Origin of the sequence: Sphingomonas aracearum, from assembly GCF_003345355.1 — a bacterium.
In the GTDB taxonomy this organism is placed as follows: Bacteria; Pseudomonadota; Alphaproteobacteria; order Sphingomonadales; family Sphingomonadaceae; genus Sphingomonas; species Sphingomonas aracearum.
This window is the reverse complement of record NZ_QQNB01000001.1, coordinates 74936-92383: the sequence shown is the minus strand read 5'-3', so window position 1 is coordinate 92383 and position 17448 is coordinate 74936. Positions and strand designations below refer to the sequence as shown.

19 protein-coding genes are annotated in these 17448 nt (G+C 63.6%); 13 read left to right on the top strand and 6 right to left on the bottom strand.

Annotated features, from left to right (window positions below; all coding sequences use genetic code 11):
• Positions 1–74: 74 nt before the first annotated feature.
• Complete coding sequence (gene trxA / locus DVW87_RS00450; RefSeq protein WP_114685826.1) at positions 75–398, top strand: thioredoxin TrxA; 324 nt, start codon at positions 75–77, stop codon at positions 396–398.
• Between the two features lie 36 nt (positions 399–434).
• Here trxA and argJ read toward each other — a convergent pair whose 3' ends face one another.
• Positions 435–1655, bottom strand: coding sequence for a bifunctional glutamate N-acetyltransferase/amino-acid acetyltransferase ArgJ (gene argJ / locus DVW87_RS00445; RefSeq protein ID WP_114685825.1), 1221 nt, complete (start codon positions 1653–1655; stop codon positions 435–437).
• Between the two features lie 77 nt (positions 1656–1732).
• Here argJ and DVW87_RS00440 point away from each other — a divergent pair, with 77 nt between their 5' ends.
• Positions 1733–1978 (top strand): hypothetical protein, encoded by a 246-nt coding sequence (locus DVW87_RS00440; RefSeq protein ID WP_114685824.1) that lies wholly within the window; start codon positions 1733–1735, stop codon positions 1976–1978.
• Between the two features lie 81 nt (positions 1979–2059).
• Complete coding sequence (secA, locus tag DVW87_RS00435; RefSeq protein WP_114685823.1) at positions 2060–4792, top strand: preprotein translocase subunit SecA; 2733 nt, start codon at positions 2060–2062, stop codon at positions 4790–4792.
• Between the two features lie 110 nt (positions 4793–4902).
• Here the strand turns inward: secA and DVW87_RS00430 are convergent, their stop codons facing one another.
• Together DVW87_RS00430 and xth are read right to left on the bottom strand one after the other, a co-directional pair.
• Positions 4903–5484, bottom strand: a complete 582-nt coding sequence (locus tag DVW87_RS00430) for a CC0125/CC1285 family lipoprotein (RefSeq protein ID WP_114685822.1) — start codon at positions 5482–5484, stop codon at positions 4903–4905.
• 104 nt (positions 5485–5588) lie between these two features.
• On the bottom strand, positions 5589–6362 hold the full coding sequence (gene xth, locus DVW87_RS00425; RefSeq protein WP_114685821.1) for an exodeoxyribonuclease III: 774 nt from the start codon (positions 6360–6362) through the stop codon (positions 5589–5591).
• Positions 6363–6601: 239 nt separating this feature from the next.
• Between xth and DVW87_RS00420 the strand changes: the two genes are divergently transcribed.
• From DVW87_RS00420 to DVW87_RS00375, 10 genes are all read left to right on the top strand, one after another.
• Positions 6602–7792 (top strand): tyrosine-type recombinase/integrase, encoded by a 1191-nt coding sequence (locus DVW87_RS00420; RefSeq protein WP_114685820.1) that lies wholly within the window; start codon positions 6602–6604, stop codon positions 7790–7792.
• Between the two features lie 131 nt (positions 7793–7923).
• Complete coding sequence (locus tag DVW87_RS00415) at positions 7924–8115, top strand: helix-turn-helix domain-containing protein (RefSeq protein WP_114685819.1); 192 nt, start codon at positions 7924–7926, stop codon at positions 8113–8115.
• A gap of 177 nt (positions 8116–8292) precedes the next feature.
• Complete coding sequence (locus DVW87_RS00410; RefSeq protein WP_114685818.1) at positions 8293–8622, top strand: hypothetical protein; 330 nt, start codon at positions 8293–8295, stop codon at positions 8620–8622.
• The gene (locus DVW87_RS00405) at positions 8609–9907 is read left to right on the top strand and encodes an AAA family ATPase (RefSeq protein WP_114685817.1); all 1299 of its coding nucleotides are present in this window, start codon (positions 8609–8611) and stop codon (positions 9905–9907) included. The genes DVW87_RS00410 and DVW87_RS00405 overlap by 14 nt, the downstream gene beginning before the upstream one ends.
• 505 nt (positions 9908–10412) lie before the next feature.
• Positions 10413–10742, top strand: coding sequence for a hypothetical protein (locus tag DVW87_RS00400; protein ID WP_220149774.1), 330 nt, complete (start codon positions 10413–10415; stop codon positions 10740–10742).
• The gene (locus DVW87_RS00395) at positions 10739–12154 is read left to right on the top strand and encodes a hypothetical protein (RefSeq protein ID WP_220149773.1); all 1416 of its coding nucleotides are present in this window, start codon (positions 10739–10741) and stop codon (positions 12152–12154) included. The genes DVW87_RS00400 and DVW87_RS00395 overlap by 4 nt, the downstream gene beginning before the upstream one ends.
• Positions 12155–12317: 163 nt before the next feature.
• Positions 12318–12575 carry a hypothetical protein gene (locus tag DVW87_RS00390; protein WP_147276160.1) on the top strand — a complete coding sequence of 86 codons (258 nt, stop codon included), beginning with the start codon at positions 12318–12320 and terminating at the stop codon, positions 12573–12575.
• 5 nt (positions 12576–12580) lie between these two features.
• On the top strand, positions 12581–13243 hold the full coding sequence (locus tag DVW87_RS00385; RefSeq protein ID WP_114685814.1) for a hypothetical protein: 663 nt from the start codon (positions 12581–12583) through the stop codon (positions 13241–13243).
• 387 nt (positions 13244–13630) lie between these two features.
• Positions 13631–13810, top strand: a complete 180-nt coding sequence (locus tag DVW87_RS00380; protein WP_147276159.1) for a hypothetical protein — start codon at positions 13631–13633, stop codon at positions 13808–13810.
• A 6-nt stretch (positions 13811–13816) separates the two neighbouring features.
• A complete protein-coding gene (locus tag DVW87_RS00375; RefSeq protein ID WP_239017691.1) occupies positions 13817–15967 on the top strand; it encodes a phage tail protein in 2151 nt (716 codons plus the stop codon).
• Positions 15968–16050: 83 nt separating this feature from the next.
• Here the strand turns inward: DVW87_RS00375 and DVW87_RS00370 are convergent, their stop codons facing one another.
• Genes DVW87_RS00370 through DVW87_RS00360 form a run of 3 tightly spaced genes read right to left on the bottom strand, consistent with a single transcriptional unit; the run spans position 16051 to position 17204 of the window.
• Entirely contained in the window at positions 16051–16248 is a 198-nt protein-coding gene (locus DVW87_RS00370; RefSeq protein ID WP_114685812.1) for a DUF2158 domain-containing protein, read from the bottom strand.
• Between the two features lie 16 nt (positions 16249–16264).
• Complete coding sequence (locus DVW87_RS00365) at positions 16265–16663, bottom strand: hypothetical protein (protein WP_114685811.1); 399 nt, start codon at positions 16661–16663, stop codon at positions 16265–16267.
• A gap of 58 nt (positions 16664–16721) precedes the next feature.
• Positions 16722–17204 (bottom strand): hypothetical protein, encoded by a 483-nt coding sequence (locus DVW87_RS00360; protein ID WP_114685810.1) that lies wholly within the window; start codon positions 17202–17204, stop codon positions 16722–16724.
• Between the last annotated feature and the right edge of the window lie 244 nt (positions 17205–17448).

The following is a 17448-nucleotide window of genomic DNA, read 5'->3' as shown; positions in this document are numbered from 1 at the left end:
CACGCGCAGGCGCGGCAACTTGAGCCGGAGCGCAGGCGTTCCTAGGTTGGCGAGCAGACAAGGAGTTACATTCAATGGCGACCAAGGCGATCACCGACACCAGCTTCGATACCGACGTGCTCAAGGCCGATGGCCCGGTGCTGGTCGATTTCTGGGCCGAGTGGTGCGGCCCGTGCAAGATGATCGGGCCGAGCCTGGAAGAACTGTCCGAGGAACTGGGCGAAAAGGTCACCATCACCAAGCTGAACATCGACGAGAATCCTGACGCGCCGGGCCGTTATGGCGTGCGCGGCATCCCGACGATGATCCTGTTCAAGGGCGGCGTGCCTGCCGCCACCAAGGTGGGTGCCGAGCCGAAGGGCCGCATCAAGGCCTGGCTCGAGGGTGAACTGGCCTGAAACCCGGGAGGGGCGCCGTGTCGGGCGCCCCTTTCCTCAACTGCGATAGTCGGCGTTGATCGAGATATAGCCGTCCGTCAGGTCGCAGGTCCACACCGTGGCCCGGCCGTCGCCCAGCCCCAGATCGACGCCGATCTCGATGTCGCTGCCCTTGAGATGGGCGGCCACGGGCGCCTCGTCGTAGTCGGCGAGCGCCAGGCCTCCGGCGGCGACCTGCGTTGCCCCGAAGCGGATCGCCAGCCTGTCGCGCTCGGCAGGTTCGCCGGCCTTCCCCACCGCCATTACCACCCGGCCCCAATTGGCGTCCTCGCCCGCTATCGCGGTCTTGACCAATGGCGAATTGGCGATCGACAGGGCGATGCGACGCGCGCTGCGGTCGCTTTCGGCGCCTTCCACGTCCACCCGGATGAACTTGGTCGCGCCTTCGCCATCGCGCACCACCAGATGCGCCAGTTGCAGGCACAGGTCGGCCAGCGCCGCACGGAACGCATCCGCGCCGTCGTCCTCGATATCGGCCAGCAATGGATTGCCCGCGCGGCCCGTGGCAAAGGCAAGCACGGTGTCGCTGGTGGAGGTGTCGCTGTCCACGGTGATGCACGAGAAGCTGGACAGGTTCGCATCGCCCAGTGCGCGTTGCAGGAAGCCGGGCTCCACCGCGGCGTCGGTGAAGACGAAGCCGAGCATGGTCGCCATGTCGGGCGCGATCATGCCGGAGCCCTTGATGATGCCCACCAGGTTCACGGTCGTGCCGCCGATCACCGCCTGGCTGTAGGCGGCCTTGGCGAACGTGTCGGTGGTCATGATCGTCTCGGCCGCCTCCTGCCAGCTGCACGGCTGCGCCTCGAACGCGGCCGCCAGTCCGGCTTCGGCCTTGTCGATCGGGAGCGGCACGCCGATCACGCCGGTGGAGGCGACAAAGACGTCCGACGGCTGGCAGCCGAGATCCCGCGCGGTGTGCGCCGCGATGGCTTCCACGGCGGCCCGCCCGCGATCGCCGGTGAAGGCGTTGGAGTTGCCCGCATTCACCACCAGCGCCCGCGCCTGGCCCATGACCAGCGCGCGGCGGCACCATTCCACCTCGGGCGATGGGCATTTGCTCTGCGTCAGCACGCCCGCCACCGTTGTGCCGGGATCAAGCGTCACGAAGGTGAGGTCGCACCGGTCCCAGTTCTTGTACCGCGCGCGCGCCACCCGCGGCGTGACACCGGCGATCGCGGGGAGATCGGGGAAGGGCAAGGCGAGCGGGGAGATGGTCATGCCGCGGCCTTAGCGCGCCTGCATGTCGGCGCAAGGATGGACGATCGCGACCGGCTCGCCTACATGCCGGCGGACGCATGAACCTGCTGCTGATCCTGTCTGCCCTGATAACCGCGCTGACCGGCGCGTTCAGTGGCGTACGCGCTCCCGCGGTGCAGGTCGAGCAGGTGGCGGCGCAGCGCGCAGCGGCAGTCCGCACGGCGGTGGCGCCGGTGCGGCCGTGGCTGGCGCTGGTGCGCGGCTATCCGGCGGCGGAAGTCGCGCGGCCTGTGGCGCCGCTGCTGCACGAGGTGCCGCTCTACCTGGCGAAGCGGCGCGAATAGCACCGCGGTTCGCCGCCTCCCGTTTTCACGCTTCAGCGCGCGCTCCACGCGCGGCGCGCCTCTTTTCGCACAGGATCCCTCATGTTCGGTGGCTTCGCCAAGACCTTTTTCGGTTCGTCCAACGACCGCTACGTCAAGTCGCTCAATCCCGTCCTCGCCAGGATCGCCAGCTTCGAGCCGGAGCTGCAGGCAATGGACGACCCGACGCTTTCCGCACAGACGCTGAAGTTCCGCGAGCAGCTGGCAAACGGCGCCAAGCTCGACGACCTGCTGCCTGAGGCTTTCGCCACCGTTCGTGAAGCGGCGCGGCGCGTGCTCGGTCAGCGGCACTACGACGTGCAGATGATCGGCGGCATCGTGCTCCACCGCGGCGAGATCGCCGAAATGCGCACGGGCGAGGGCAAGACGCTGGTGGCGACGCTCGCCACCTACTTGAACGCGCTGCCGGGCGAGGGCGTGCACGTCATCACCGTCAACGATTATCTGGCAGAGCGCGACGCCGGCTGGATGAGCCAGGTGTACAGCTTCCTGGGCCTGACCACCGGCGTGATCGTGCCCAACCTGTCCGACGAGCAGCGCCGCGCCGCTTATGCCGCGGACATTACCTATGGCACGAACAACGAGTTCGGCTTCGATTACCTGCGCGACAACATGAAATACGACCGCGCCTCCATGGTGCAGCGGCCGTTCTCCATGGCGATCGTCGACGAGGTCGATTCGGTGCTGATCGACGAGGCGCGCACGCCGCTCATCATTTCCGGCCCCACAGACGACAAGAGCGAGCTGTACGTCTCGGTCGATGCGATCGTGAAGCAGCTGACGGCGGAGGATTACGAGAAGGACGAAAAGCAGAAGTCGATCATCCTGACCGAGTCCGGCACGGAGCGGGTGGAGCGCTTGCTGGAGCAGGCGGGGCTGTTGCAGGGCAGCAACCTGTATGATTTCGAGAACACGCAGGTGGTGCACCACACCAACCAGGCGCTGCGTGCGAACATGATGTTCAAGGCCGACACCGACTATATCGTGAAGGACGGCCAGGTCATCATCATCGACGAGTTCACCGGCCGCATGATGGACGGGCGCCGCTGGTCGGAGGGCCTGCACCAGGCGGTGGAGGCCAAGGAGGGCGTGAACATCGAGCCCGAGAACCAGACCATGGCCTCGATCACGTTCCAGAACTATTTCCGCATGTACCCCAAGCTTGCCGGCATGACAGGCACCGCGGCGACGGAAGCGGCGGAATTCTACGACATCTACAAGATGAACGTGGTGACGATCCCGACCAACGTGCCCGTGCAGCGCATCGACGAGGAAGACGAGTTCTACAAGGATACGCAGGACAAGTTCCGCGCGATCGCCAAGCGGATCCGCGAACATGCGGTGAAGGGCCAGCCGGTGCTGGTCGGCACCGTCTCCATCGAGAAGTCCGAGCTGCTGTCCGAGTTCCTCCACCAGGAAGGCGTGGAGCATGAGGTGCTGAACGCGCGTCAGCACGAGCGCGAGGCGCATATCGTCGCGCAGGCGGGCCGCAAGGGCGCCGTCACCATCGCCACCAACATGGCCGGGCGCGGCACGGACATCCAGCTTGGCGGCAATGTGGAGTTCCGCGTCAACGACGAGCTGGCCGGCATGCCGGAGGGGCCGGAGCGCGAGGCAGCGATCGCCCGGATCAAGGCGGAGGTCGCCGCCGAGAAGCAGGAGGTGCTCGCCGCCGGCGGGCTCTTCGTGCTGGGAACGGAGCGGCACGAGAGCCGGCGCATCGACAACCAGTTGCGCGGCCGTTCGGGGCGCCAGGGCGACCCGGGCCTGTCGCGCTTCTACCTGAGCCTCGATGACGATCTCTTGCGTATCTTCGGGCCGGACACGCTGTTCGCCAAGATGATGCGCAACAACATCGAGGATGGCGAGGCGATCGGCAGCAAGTGGCTGACCAAGGCGATCGAAACCGCGCAGAAGAAGGTGGAGGCGCGCAACTACGACGTTCGCAAGCAGGTCGTCGAGTATGACGACGTGATGAACGACCAGCGCAAGGTGATCTACGAACAGCGCAGCGACATCATGGACGCCGAAACGGTCGGCGACGTGGTCGAGGACATGCGCGCCGAGACGGTGAACGCGATCGTCGGCGAAAACTGCCCGCCCGGCACCTATCCGGAGCAGTGGAACATCGCCCAGATGCGCGAGCAGCTTTCCACCACCCTGAACCTCGATCTGCCGGTGGAGGATTGGCTCAACGAGGATGCGCTCGATCCCGAAATCGTGGAGGAACGGGTGAAATCTGCGGCGGACGCCCAGATCCAGGCCAAGGCGGCGGAACTCGAGCCGGAAACCTGGGTGCAGATCGAGAAGTCGGTGTTGCTCCAGAACCTCGACCATCACTGGAAGGAGCATCTCGCCACCCTCGATGCGCTGCGCCAGGTGGTGCACCTGCGCGCGTATGCGCAGAAGACGCCGATCAACGAGTACAAGCAGGAAGCCTTTGGCCTCTTCCAGCGCATGCTGGATTCGATCCGCGAGGACGTGACCCGTACGCTGGCCTTTGCCCAGTTCCAGCTACAGCCCGCCCCGGTGCTGCCGGAACTGCCGGATTTCATCACCTCGCACTTCGACCCGTTCACCGGCGAGGACGACACCAACGATCGCGATGCCGGATACGGCCACATCACCACGCAACTGCCGCCGCTGCAGATCCCGCAGCCTGACGCTCCGCTCGGCGAGGATCCGGAAAGCTGGGCGGGGACGGTCAGCCGCAACGCGCCCTGTCCGTGCGGATCGGGGCAGAAGTACAAATACTGCCACGGCAAGGTGGCCTGACCTAAACGCCGTCCCGGACAGAGCCGGGAGGGCCTGGCGCTCGACGGGCATACGAAAAGGCCGGCGGGATCGCTCCCGCCGGCCTTTCGCTTGCTTGCTGTCGCGACCGCTTACTTCGGCACGACGATGCTCGGGCCGATACGGGCCATGACGTCCCGGGCATCGAACGCGCGGACGTTGTCCGCCGGCTTGGGGCCCTTGCCGATGATGATCTCGGCAGTCGCTTCGTACCGCTGCACGGTGCGGACATCGACCCCGCGATCCCAGAACGGGTCGCCCCAGAACGGATCCCAGCTGCGCCAGCCGTACGGACGGCCCCAGTAACGCCAGCTCGGCCCCCAATAGCCGCCAAAGCCGAAGCTCGGGCCGAAGCCGGGGGTGGAGTAGGTGCGAGTATCCTTGTCGGTGTCGCGCTGGACCATGACGAAATAGTCGCCGCCGTTCTGCACGGTCAGCTCGGCCGCACGGAACAGCAGGTAGCGCTCCACCGTGTCGCGCGACGTATAGCTGTTGCCCGAGAAGCTGACGATGAAGCGGTTGGCCTCGACCTGCCGGTCGCTATAGCCGGCGCGATAGAAGCCCTGGCCCGTCGCCGGGCGGTAGGCGGTTTCCGTGGCGCAACCGGCAGTCACCAGACCGGCTGCCGCGACCGCTGCGAGCAGCAAGCCGCGCTTGGCAGATGGCAATAACATCACTGTTCCTCCAGGAGGTTCATGCGAAGAACCTCGCATGATCGTGAAAACGTATCAGTTCGCCGATTTATCCCGGCTGAACGAGGAAGACGATGCTTTTGTAATCAACCACTTAACCCGATCCAGGCCGGCGCATGATCGCTGCTCTTCTCCCATCCGCGAACATGGTGATCGACCGTCGCCGAGGCAAGTCGACCGGCAATGGCCGGGCTGAGCAGCAGATGGTCGATCCGCAGCCCTGCGTTGCGCGCATAGGCGTTCCGGAAATAGTCCCAGAAGGTGTAGATCGTCGCCTCAGGGTGCAGGGTGCGCAGGGCGTCCGTCCAGCCCTGCTGCATGATCGCGGCGAAGGCTGCACGCACCTCCGGGGCGAACAGCGCATCTTCCCGCCAGCGTTCCGGCTTGTAGACGTCGCTGTCGGTCGGGATGATGTTGTAGTCGCCTGCCAGCACCACCGGTAGGCCCGATCGCAGCAGATCGGCCGCATGAGCCTGGAATGCGGCCAGCCAGGCGAGCTTGTAGTCGTATTTCGGGCCTGGCCGGGGATTGCCGTTCGGGACGTAGAGCGCACCGATCAGCAGGCCGGACACCGCCGCCTCCAGATACCGGCTCTGGCCGGGATCGGGGTCGCCGGGCAGTCCGCGGCGGGTCTCCACCGGCATGCCGACGCGGCTGAGGATCGCCACGCCGTTCCAGCTCTTCTGTCCGTGCCACAGGGCCTGGTAGCCGGCAGCCTCGATCTCGGCTTGCGGGAAGCGTTCGTCCGGCGCCTTCAATTCCTGAAGGCAGACGATGTCCGGCATGGCCTCCGCCAGCCAGCGGAGCAGAACGAGCAGGCGTCCGTTGATGCCGTTCACATTGTAGGTGGCGATCTTCACGCCACGGCAATGGCCAAGGCGCGGGAAGAGTTCCCAGAGCGCTGAACGGTGGCTCCCTGAGTAGGAGTAGTAACAATCCGCAAAGGCCCGCAAGCAGTCGCATCGGCTTGCAAGAAACCGGCGGAAAACTGCGCCCGTTCGCTCATCGCTTCGCAACCGCCCGCAAATTACCGCATTGACTTGCACCTTCTTGAAGCTCAGGAGTGTGGGAACTAACTGGTGCACGCAGGAGCGGTAGCATGGGCAAGCTTACAGACCTCAAGGTCAAGAACGCGAAGGCTGGCATTCACGGGGATGGCGGAGGGCTATACCTGCGAGTGAAAGAGACGGGCGCTAAGTCTTGGGTTCTTCGCGTCCAGGCGAACAAAGGGACTCGCGCCGATATCGGCTTAGGCGGTTACCCTGTCGTCATGCTCACTAAGGCGCGCGAAAAGGCCTTGGAACTCCGCCGCATCGCAAAGGAGAGCGGCGACGTCGAAGAAGCACGCCGAGTGCATAAATCGAAGAAGACGCCCACCCTCACCTTTAAAGACGCCATGCTGAAAGCGCATGCCGAGCTGTCCAAAGGGCTCAGCGAGAAGACCGCGGCGGCGTTCAAGTCGTCGCTGGAAGCGCATATCGTTCCCAAATTGGGCGCCAAGCGCGTCGATCAGATCACGGCTGCGGACGTGATTGCGGCGCTGGCTGCGACGTGGACGGAGAAGCCTGCCCAAGCCGATAAGCTCCGGATCCGCACCATGAAGGTTCTCAGCTTCGCGAAGGCCAACGGCTGGCGGAAGGAGGCTCTACCGGATGCGCGCGAACTGCGGGACGGCCTCGCGCGGCGCGGTAAGGGCGGAAATTTCGCGGCGGTGCCGTACCGCGACGTTCCTGCATTCGTGGCAGACCAGTTGCAGAAGGACGACACCGCCGGCCGGCTGGCGCTTCTGTTCACAATCTTCACCGCCGCGCGTAGCGGTGAGGTGCGATCGGCACGTTGGGAGCATATCGACCTAGAGGGTAGGGAGTGGAACCGGCCCGCTGAGTTGATGAAGAGCAAGGTGCGCCACACGGTTACGCTGAACGATGCCGCCATGGCAATTCTTGAGCGCGCCAAGGTTGCGTTCGGCGCGACCGGGCTAATCTTTCCTGGCACCCGCAAGGATGCCGAACTGTCCGACATGACGCTATCTAAGGTTCTGCGGGCGGCTGGTCGCACCGAGACGGTGCACGGGTTCCGCTCGACCTTCCGCGACTGGGCAGCCGAAAAGATGCCCTCCATCCCCGCGATGGTTCCGGAAATGGCGCTCGCGCACAGCGTCGGCAGCGCAACCCAGCAGGCCTACTTGCGCTCAGACCTCCGCGACCAGCGCCGCGCTTTGATGGAAGCCTGGAGCCAATTTGTGGTGCAATCCCCGGTGGGAGACAACGTGGTGCAGCTTCGCGCCTAGCTCGCCTGCTTTCCAGAAAGCACGTCTAGGACAAACTTTAAGAATGTTAAAAATAAATAAGCGTAATTATGTTGCGCGGTAGGGTCATTTCAGCATAGTTTGCGTCCGCAACCTGTGAAGGACGGAACGCGATGCGAAGCAATGCAAACGTCGAGCAAGTCGAGCGACTGACGTACACCATCCCCGAAGTCGCCCGCGCGCTCGGGATCAGCGAGCGGTCGGTTTACAACCGCATCTATGATGGCACGCTGACGAAAATGCAGATCGGCCGGCGGGTGCTGGTCCCTGCCGCGGCCTTGCGCGCGCTCGCGGGGGGCGCGTGAGTCTATGCTGGAAAAGCGAAACGCCCCCAGCCTAGTGGCTGAGAGCGTCGCATGTGTCTTGCCGGATCACAGCGACGTTCCTAGCCCCCAGCGCGATCGTGCGCAACCGGGCTCGTTCCCCGGCAGCATCCTACTGCGGCACTATTTCCGCGGCTGCGAGCTTCTGGAGGTGCGGCCATGACCGCCGCCCTTCGTTCTGCATCCGATCGGATCGCCCGCTACATTCCAACTGTCGACACATTCCTGCCCTGCCTCGGGCCTGAGGAAAAGCGGCTGCGCTGCGGCATCCTCTACATCCGGGACAAGGCGACAGCGGCGGTTCGCCACGCGCGGCGAGAGCCCGCGATCATCCTTCAATCGGTAGTGATGATCGCCAGCGAGCAGGCCTACGCAACAATGCCGATCGAGCAAGTGCGGGAGCTTCGGCACGCACTGGTCCGGCTGATGATGACAGCAAGCGCTTTGGAAGAGCGCGGGCCGGGGAGCGTGCCTGATGAACCGGCCTGAACAGCGCTGGGACTGGGACTCCGCCCCGGAGGACATTTGCGACGCTCAGATATGGTCCAAATCTGGACCATCCTCCCCCGAACTTGGGGGCGGCGTGGTAGTGACAGCGACGCCTTATGTCTGGCGCGATCCGGCTTCAATCAAGCCTCGCGAATGGGTTTATGGTCGCTCAATTCAGCGGGGGCACGTTCGCGCTATCCTTGCGCCTGGCGCTGCCGGCAAAACCATCCTCAGCGTGGGGGAGGCGTTGGCGATGGCTACTGGCCGCCCTCTGTTGGGACAGGCCGTGCCGGGGGGTCCGAAACGGGTATGGCTCTGGAACTTGGAAGATGACGCCGAAGAGTTGGCGCGCATAATTCAAGCGGCCTGCAAACATTGGTCGATCGGCCCTGAGGATATCCGCGACCGCCTGTTTGTAGACAGCGCGCTAGAGGGTGCGGGCCTTAAGCTGGCGTCCTCCAGCGCTGCATCTGGGTTCAACATCAACCGCCCGGTAGTGGAAGCGCTTACCGAGGAGATGATGGGCCGCGGGATCGACTATCTGCATGTTGATCCGTTCGTCTCCAGCCATGCGGCCAACGAAAACGACAATATGGAAATCGACGCGATTGCCAAGGAATGGGCATTGGTTGCGAAGCGGGCGAACGCCGGGATCGGACTGGCCCACCACGTCAGCAAGGCCGGCGCGACCGAGGTGACAGCCCTTTCCGGACGTGGCGCGGTCGCTCTCATAAATGCCTGCCGGTCTGTGCTGGTGCTGAACCGGATGAGCGAGGACGAGGCCAAGCGCTACGGTATCGAGGACGAGAAGCGCCGCCGGTACTTCCGGACCTATGACGACAAGAACAACCGGGCACCCCCGTCCGACGCCTCCAACTGGTTCACCATGGCTTCCGTGAGCCTGGGCAACGACACCACCGATGGGGGCGATAACATGGGGGTGGTTATCCCGTGGACACCGCCCGACGCTTTCGAGGGCGTGACCGCTGCGGACCTATTGGCAGTGCAGCGGCTGGTTGACGCACAGGTCGGCGCGGCACGTTACCGCGCCGACACGCAGGCCAAGGCTTGGGTGGGCAAGGTAGTGGCGGAGGTGCTGGGCTTGAACGCCGATGCAGCCGCTAAGGCTGATCGTGCGAAGCTCAACAGCGTCATAGGTACATGGTTCTCGACCGGAGCCCTGCGGAAGGTCGATGGGCGCGACGGCAAAGCGAACGACCGCACCTTTGTCGAGGTCGGCATATGGGCCGTGCAAGATGCTTCCCCACCTGAAAAGGCGAGGTGAGGAAAGGTGAGGAGGTGGGGAGCCATATCGTCCTCACCCCACCTGCCCCCCTATAGGGGCAGGGGTGGGGAAAGGTGGCTTTGCGACCGGCATGAAGGTGAGGAGGGGGTAGGCTCAGATTTGAGCCATCAACTCCCACCATTGGTGGAGAAGGTTTCTTCCAGATCGGGAAAGAACTGCGCGGACAACCTGTCCGGTCAGTCCGAAGGTGTGGCCATCATGACCACGCATGAGATTACCGGTTCATTCTGCGCCAGTATTGGGGCGGGGGGAGACGCAAACCCCTGCCCGCCGACTTTTTCTCAGCCCTTGCCAGAGCGGGTTCTAATCCTGAGCCGAGAGCCGCGGAAACTCACATAGCTGGCAGTTTTCCTTGACTTTCTCCGCGCAATAATGTTGCGTACACCAGTTAGATCCCACACTCGGAGACAGATGGTTGCCCCGTTCTAGCGCCCGATCAGCCACCCCGAAGCCTGAGGCCCGCACCCGCGTTGGCAACGGCAGCGTGGTTCTGTCGGGTGTGGATGGCCGATCGCTGGAGGCTCGCCGCTACCGCGAGATATTGGCAGCGCTGGTGTCCGACATGGGCGGCGACCCATCGGAAGCGCAGGAGCAGATCGCGCGCCGTGCGGCCATGCTCGCCATCTGGTGCGAAGGGCAGGACACGGCGGCTGCGCTGGGCACCCCGATCGACGTTGCAGCCTACACGACCGCCAGCAACGCCCTGCGGCGCCTCCTGGAGACGCTGGGGCTTAAGCGGGTGCCGCGGGATATCACGCCCACCCTTGCCGAGTATGCAGCGCGTCGGGCCGCTGAGAAGGCGCAGGCGGCATGATTAGCTTCTCGGATGCCTGCATCGATCCCCAACTATTCGGCTCGTGGTTCGCGGGCGATAGCTGGTCCGTCTGGCGCGTGGTCGACAAGGCCCTGTTCGGGGAGCCGCTGAGCGACAGCGAGCTTGCGATCTTCACGGAGATCACCGGGCGCACGGAAGCCCCCAGCGAGCCGGCCTCGGAGGCGTGGTTCATCTGCGGCCGGCGATCGGGCAAGGACGTGAAGGCCTCCGCGCTTGTCGCATGGCTCGCCACCTTCGGCGCTGAGCAGATGGGCTTCCTCGCCCGGCTGGTGAAAGGTGAGACGGGAGTGGTGCAGCTCCTGGCGGTCGATCGGAAGCAGGCGAAGGTGTGCCTGTCCTATCTCCGCGCCTATTTCGAGCAGCCCTTGCTGGCGCAGATGGTGGAGCGATCGACGGCGGAAGGGCTGGAGCTTTCCAACGGGCTCGCCATCGAGATCACGACCAACGATCAGCGCTCAAGCCGCGGCCGCACGGTTGTGGGAGCGGTGTTCGATGAATGCGCGTTCTGGCGCAGCGACGACAGCGCGAACCCGGATGAGGCGGTCTATAAGGCGATCAAGCCTTCCATGGCGACGATCCCCGGCGCCATGCTCATCGGGATCAGCAGCCCCTACGCTCGCCGCGGGATGCTGTGGAACAAGCACAAGAAGCACTACGGCAAGGCTGGCAACGTGTTGGTGGTGCAGGCCCCGACATGGCGCATGAACCCGACCATCAAGCGCGACGGTCCGTTCCTTACCGAAGCCTATGCCGATGACCCTGCATCCGCCGCCGCAGAGTACGGCGCAAAGTTCCGAAAGGACGTTGAGGCCTTCGTCACGTTGGAGGTGGTGGAAGCCTGCGTGGAGGCTGGCATTCGCGAGCGCGGCCCCATGGACGGCATGTCCTACAACGCCTTTGTGGACCCGTCCGGCGGATCGCAGGACAGCATGACGCTGGCGATCAGCCATCGCGACGGCCTGGGCGACGATAGCCTGATCGTCATCGACGCGGTGCGAGAGGTAAAGCCGCCGTTCTCGCCTGAGGCGGTGGTGCGCGACTTCTGCCAGCTCCTGAAGCTGTATCGCGTCGGGGAAGTGACGGGCGACCGGTACGGCGGCGAGTGGCCGCGCGAGCAGTTCCGCAAGCAGGGTGTGACCTATCGGCTTGCCGACAAGACCCGCTCCGACCTTTACCGCGAGATGCTGCCGCTCCTGAACAGCACTCGCGCCGTGCTTCTGGATGATGATCGGGCGGTGCAGCAGATCGTCCGCCTGGAGCGCAAGGTTGCGCGGGGCGGGCGTGACAGCATCGACCATGGCCCCGGCGCGCATGACGATATCGCCAACGCCGTTGCGGGGGCGCTGAACGTCTCCAGCGCCGGATCCGACAAGACCGCGTGGTTCCTGTGACCGCCGCCTCCCGAAATGACCCGGCCCTCTCCTTGGAGTACAGCCAATGAACCCTTTTCAGCAGTATCTAGCGAAGCGCACCGCCAAGCCCGGCGCAGTCACCAATGCGAACGCACCTGTCACCCGCGAAGAGTTCAACACTCTCTCGCGGGCAGTCGCGGCGATGATCGAGGATTTCGATACGGTGACATCGCCCGACAAGATCGCGTCGGTCCTCAACCAGGCCGTTAAGGAAGCGGCTGGCGACATGATGGCGAACACCCGCGCCGATCGCACGCACTTGGCCCCGAAGGATGATGACGCACTCGTTGCGCCGCCGCGTGTTTCGCCGGTGCGGGAGATCGTCAACGCCAAGCCGGGGGCGCGCAAACCGCTCGCCCTTCGCGCCGATCGCGCGCACCTCGCGCCGCAGGGAGAGTGAGCAGTATGTATCGTTCGGAGATTGTCGGCTCTGCGAAGGCCGCTACCGAGAAGCTGGACCGCACGCTGGTGCTGGACCCGAATACCTACTGGCCTGACGCCATGACCTGCCCCGACTGGCCGGTTGTGGGGCCGAACCAGGGCTATGACGGGCAGCGGGGCAAGGAAGGGGCAGAGAACCGGCTTGAGGCCATCGGCCGCTACCTCAACCGCGGAGACGGCAAGCTGCGACGGCCGACCGAAGAAGAGCGGGCGGACGAGTTTGCGCGCACCTTCCGCCGCCTTGGGCCGTCCTTCGACGCCCTCCAGCCGCTCGGCATGATGGCGGAAGCCGACGCTACCTTGATGAAGGAGGCGTGCCATATCCGCGGCTATCTGCGGAAGCTGGAGGCCAAGGCCGAGCGTGACGCGCGTGCGGCCGTGGAGCGCAAGCAGGCTGAGGCCCGCCGGGTCCTGGATGAGTATCGCACGACCGTTCCCGGCTACGTCGAGGAAATCGAGAGCCTTGCGGAGGCGGTGGCGCGGCACAATCAGCGGCTGGAGGACGAGAAGGCCGTCCGCCGCACGCAGATGCTGCGGGACCATGCCGAGACCCTGCACACCGCGGCCGTCTCTGCGGCTCACGCCCTTGGCCTGAGCGTACCCGACGCTCCCGCGATCCTGAGGTGACGCTATGCCAGAGATCACGCTGACTGACGACGCTTGGACGCTCGTTATCGCACCGGGCGGTAATTCGAGGATGAAGCACGTCGTTCCGCGCTTCAGCAATGTCTGGATGTGCTGGCGTCAGCCGGAGTTCGGAACGGATAAGCCGGCCGAAGGCCCGCCCTACACGTGGGACAAGCACGGAGTTTGGCAGATCGGGCCTGGATCAAGTCAGCCGGTTTCCGGTTCGGCAGGCCTTTACGCTCGCTCAGTCCGCGGGCCAGCCAGCGTCTTCGTTGGCGAAGCGCAATTCTAATTGGCGGTGTTCCTTGGCGGGAGTGAGTTATGACTACCTTTGATCTTTGCTCAGATGAGTGGACGCAGATCGCAACCGGGATTGACGACTATTGGGTGCGCATCGAGCCTGTGACGGGCGTATCGATCGTAAGCATGATGCGGCCGAACCATGACTTCGCCTGCGCTCTCGATGCGTCCCTGGGCGTGCGGCACGAGGTGCGCGCCGGCATCGCGGTCTACGCCAAGGCGCAAGAAGGGGTGGCGTCTCTCACCGTCACGCCGGTGCCCGAGTAGCGCCGAGTGGGTTTTCTCAAGAAGCTGGTGGCGCTCGTCGCCGTAGCCGCGCTGGCGTACTTTTCGGCAGGGTGGGGCGCGAGCTTGGCGGGGAAGATCGGCCTTCACGGCTTCGCCAAGAGCTTTGCCGGTGCGCTGATTGGTTCCACCATCATCGCGGCCGGCACTACGGCGCTAAGTTTCATCCTGGGTGGGCGGTCCGCTCCGGATATGCAATCCGCGCAGGTCAATGTGAAGATCACGGACCCGCCCCGCTGGTTGCACTGTGGGCGCGCTCGTTCGGGTGGAGGCGCCCTGTTCGGAGAGTTCGACGCGCAGGGCCGGTTTTGGTATCTCATCGTGCACTCGGACGAGATCCTGCACACGCCCTTCCAGTACTTCCTAGACGATCAGATCGTGACGCTTGGAGCCGATGGCTATGTCACGCAAAAGGACTTCAGGCTTCAGACGAACAAGGACCGCGACCCCGCGACCTATGACGGGGAGGGGCGGGGCTATATCCGTATCTGGACCTGCACCTACAGCGAGAGCGATCCTACGCCGCCGCGCGTTGCCGAGTTCGATGCGGCGTTCCCTCAGTGGACCCCAGATCACCGGCTAGTCGGCACGACGTTTTCTGTCATCTGCATGGATGCTTTGAAGATCGAGCATCGCTACAAAATATACCGCTGGCGCGGGCCGTTCGGGCTTGGCGAGCCAGCGGTGAGTGTGCTTGGCGAGTGGGCCAACGCCTACGACCCGCGCGACCCCTCGCAAGTTCTTGGCGACCGGACCACCTACAAGCCGACCCGCAACGCCGCGCTGATCTGGGCATGGTTCCGCACTCATCGCTTCGGCCGGGGCAAGCCGGAGTCGCAAATCGACTGGCAGAAGATCGCAGCGCAGGCGGATATCTGCGACCAGACCGTCACCGGGATCGAGGGCTCGCAGCCCCGCTATGAGGCCGGCGTGGCAATCGTAGACAGCAAGCGTCGAGTCGATGCGGAGAAGGAAATCCTCCTAGCCTGCGATGCGTACATCTTCTTCGGTGAGACGGGGAAGTCGTACATTGAAGTAGGGCACTGGCACACGCCGGCGCTGTCGTTTTCTCGCAATCGCGATATCATGGAATGGGCATCCAAGGAGGGACAGGACGGCGACAGCCAGACACAGGGCGTCATCGTCAAATACACGGAGCCGTCAGCTAACTATGCGGTCCAACCTTCCGCCGCATGGCTCAACCCGATCTATTATGATCCGCTGACCACCCCCAAGTTCCTGACGGTAGATATTCAGGCCTGCCAGAATCATAACCAAGCGATGCGCTTAGCCAAGGCCATCGGCCTGCGCTCACAGCCGCGGCATCTGATTGAGCCGACCGTAAACCTGCGTGGCCTTCAAGCGCGGCACGAGCGTATCGTCACCATCAACTACGACAACACCTTCGCGGGTGATTATGAAATCGCCACACCAGTGGAGTTGAACGGCTCGGGGGTCCTGACCAATTTCGGCGCAGTTCCGGTTGACAGCAAACGCTGGACACTCCTGCCTGGTGAAGAACAGGCCAAGCCTGTGGTGGATGGCTCCACGGACACCCCGACCTATCCGTCTATTGTTGGCGAGAACGTCTATTACATCGACAGCACAATCCGCATCGACTTTCCCGAGCTGCACCGTGAGGACGCGTCCTACGTCGCAGAATATATTCCGACTTCCTCGATAACTGGCAGCGAGAGCGATGCTTGGACGCCGATGGCGATCAACGAGGACACCGCGGTGAGCGGTACTGTGCCAGCCGGAACGAGCTACACGGTGCGCTACCGCTACACGACTGGTGGCGGCAACGGCCCCGGCTGGGAATATCAGGTCATTGCCCCTGTCGACGCTCTGCCGGCCGCAAGCGACGTGTCAGCGCAAGGTGGCGCCGGGCAGGCGATCGTGACCTGGAAGAACCCGAACGATCTGCGGTTCTATTCCACCAACGTCTATCGCGGCGCGTCCAGTGACTTCGCTGCGGCGACACAGATCAAGAGCGGCTATCCGGGAGGCGTCGGCCAGGTGCAGTCAATCGCTGACAGTCCGATCGCTTCCGGCGTCTGGTTCTATTGGATTGAGGCCACCGATGGTGACGACCTGAAGGCCCCTGCGACGGGGCCGGTGAGCGCCACGGTGCCCTAGAGAGATAGCGTGGCGGTATCGGGAAATGCCGCTGCGCTAGAGGCCGGGAGGTTGTCCCTCGTTCCCTCCCGGCCTCACCCGCCTTAATCCTTGGCTTCCTCTGCCGGTTCGAAGACCTCTGAAGTGGCGCTCATCCGTTTGAAGCCATCTTCCGTAAACCAGAGTACCTCAACCAGCCACCCTCTGCCGTCGCGAAACTGCTGAACCGCCTCGACAGTGAGCAGCTCGCTTCCCGACTTAAGCGCAACCACGTCGCCCTTTTTGAACGGTTCCTCTGCCAATTACCCCTCCATTGTATCACCAAACAGTGGCGCCCATTTCCTCAAGCCAGTTGGACCAGCTTGAGTCGGCAAGATGCCTTTCGCCGAAGCTGGCATCGTAGCTCACGATTTGCGGAAGATCATCTAGCGAGCCAGTCGCGAGTTGCAGTCCCTGGCGTTTTCGGAAGTCATAAATGGCTTTGCGGTGCCGTTGCTGATGGTAGGCGATGGCCTCATCGGTCCAACCAAGCTTCATGAGGCGGATGCGTTCGGCGCGCACCTCCTGGCGTGTTTTCGAAGCATAGTCGAAGCGGATGGTAAGGCTGTCATTCGCAGGAAGGGACCTGGCGTGGCGCCAGTCGCAAATCGCGTGCCGCCCGACGCCCTCGGTCTCCGCGATCATGCGATCATTGAGGCCAAGCGAATAAAGCTCCATTCGGCGTTGATCCTTATCCGACCATATGCGCGAGCGAGCCATATTCGAAGGATAGAGTCTAAGATCTTTCTGGACTAATCTCATCGAAATAAGATGCTATCACCGCCTTAGTTGCTTGGCGCGCTCCATCATCGTCGTACCCGACGTAATCTACACCCACGTTACTGGCGTACGCTTGTTTCACAACCTTAGCCACGACCCTGCCATTATCGACGCGGAATAGGGCCTTGTTCGAGGACACCTCGTAAGTGCTATCATCGAAGGGTCTTTTCTTCGGGCCGAATACCTGGAACTCAATCACTGGATCGGTGATGTCGCCGTGGCTCCAATTGGTGCCTACGACCACCCTGATTCCTTGGGCATGACATGCGCGCGTGGCTTCGGCGAAGATGTTAGCCGTTACTTGCTCGAGGGTGGCCTTTTGCCGATCCCATTCGGCGGTGCGCTCCTGCCGCTTCCGCTCTTCATTCGCTGCATATTCATCAGCTTTGGTCTGGTGCTGATCGCGCAACTGCCGCGTGAAATCGTCGAACTCACCCATTGCAGACATCTCCTGTTCGCAATGAGTTTGGATGAGAACGGGGGCAAGAGTCCAGCGCGCGAAAGCGATCCCCTTGGCGGAGGATGCTTGCGCTGAGTCTATGATGGTGGCATTTCGTCCGGTGGGTGTGGAAACCCGGAACTGAAATAGGCAACAGACCCGTTGGCGCGGGGCTTTTGCCGAAGCTGCGAAGCGCGCTTGGCGGTGCGCATCGAACTTGGCCTTTATGGCCGGGGACGGTGCG

Coding starts and splice junctions, on each gene's coding strand:
- trxA (WP_114685826.1), top strand. CDS start 75: ATGGCGACCAAGGCGATCACCGACACCAGCTTCGATACCGACGTGCTC.
- argJ (WP_114685825.1), bottom strand. CDS start 1,655: ATGACCATCTCCCCGCTCGCCTTGCCCTTCCCCGATCTCCCCGCGATC.
- DVW87_RS00440 (WP_114685824.1), top strand. CDS start 1,733: ATGAACCTGCTGCTGATCCTGTCTGCCCTGATAACCGCGCTGACCGGC.
- secA (WP_114685823.1), top strand. CDS start 2,060: ATGTTCGGTGGCTTCGCCAAGACCTTTTTCGGTTCGTCCAACGACCGC.
- DVW87_RS00430 (WP_114685822.1), bottom strand. CDS start 5,484: ATGTTATTGCCATCTGCCAAGCGCGGCTTGCTGCTCGCAGCGGTCGCG.
- DVW87_RS00420 (WP_114685820.1), top strand. CDS start 6,602: ATGGGCAAGCTTACAGACCTCAAGGTCAAGAACGCGAAGGCTGGCATT.
- DVW87_RS00415 (WP_114685819.1), top strand. CDS start 7,924: ATGCGAAGCAATGCAAACGTCGAGCAAGTCGAGCGACTGACGTACACC.
- DVW87_RS00410 (WP_114685818.1), top strand. CDS start 8,293: ATGACCGCCGCCCTTCGTTCTGCATCCGATCGGATCGCCCGCTACATT.
- DVW87_RS00405 (WP_114685817.1), top strand. CDS start 8,609: ATGAACCGGCCTGAACAGCGCTGGGACTGGGACTCCGCCCCGGAGGAC.
- DVW87_RS00395 (WP_220149773.1), top strand. CDS start 10,739: ATGATTAGCTTCTCGGATGCCTGCATCGATCCCCAACTATTCGGCTCG.
- DVW87_RS00390 (WP_147276160.1), top strand. CDS start 12,318: ATGATCGAGGATTTCGATACGGTGACATCGCCCGACAAGATCGCGTCG.
- DVW87_RS00385 (WP_114685814.1), top strand. CDS start 12,581: ATGTATCGTTCGGAGATTGTCGGCTCTGCGAAGGCCGCTACCGAGAAG.
- DVW87_RS00365 (WP_114685811.1), bottom strand. CDS start 16,663: ATGGAGCTTTATTCGCTTGGCCTCAATGATCGCATGATCGCGGAGACC.
- DVW87_RS00360 (WP_114685810.1), bottom strand. CDS start 17,204: ATGGGTGAGTTCGACGATTTCACGCGGCAGTTGCGCGATCAGCACCAG.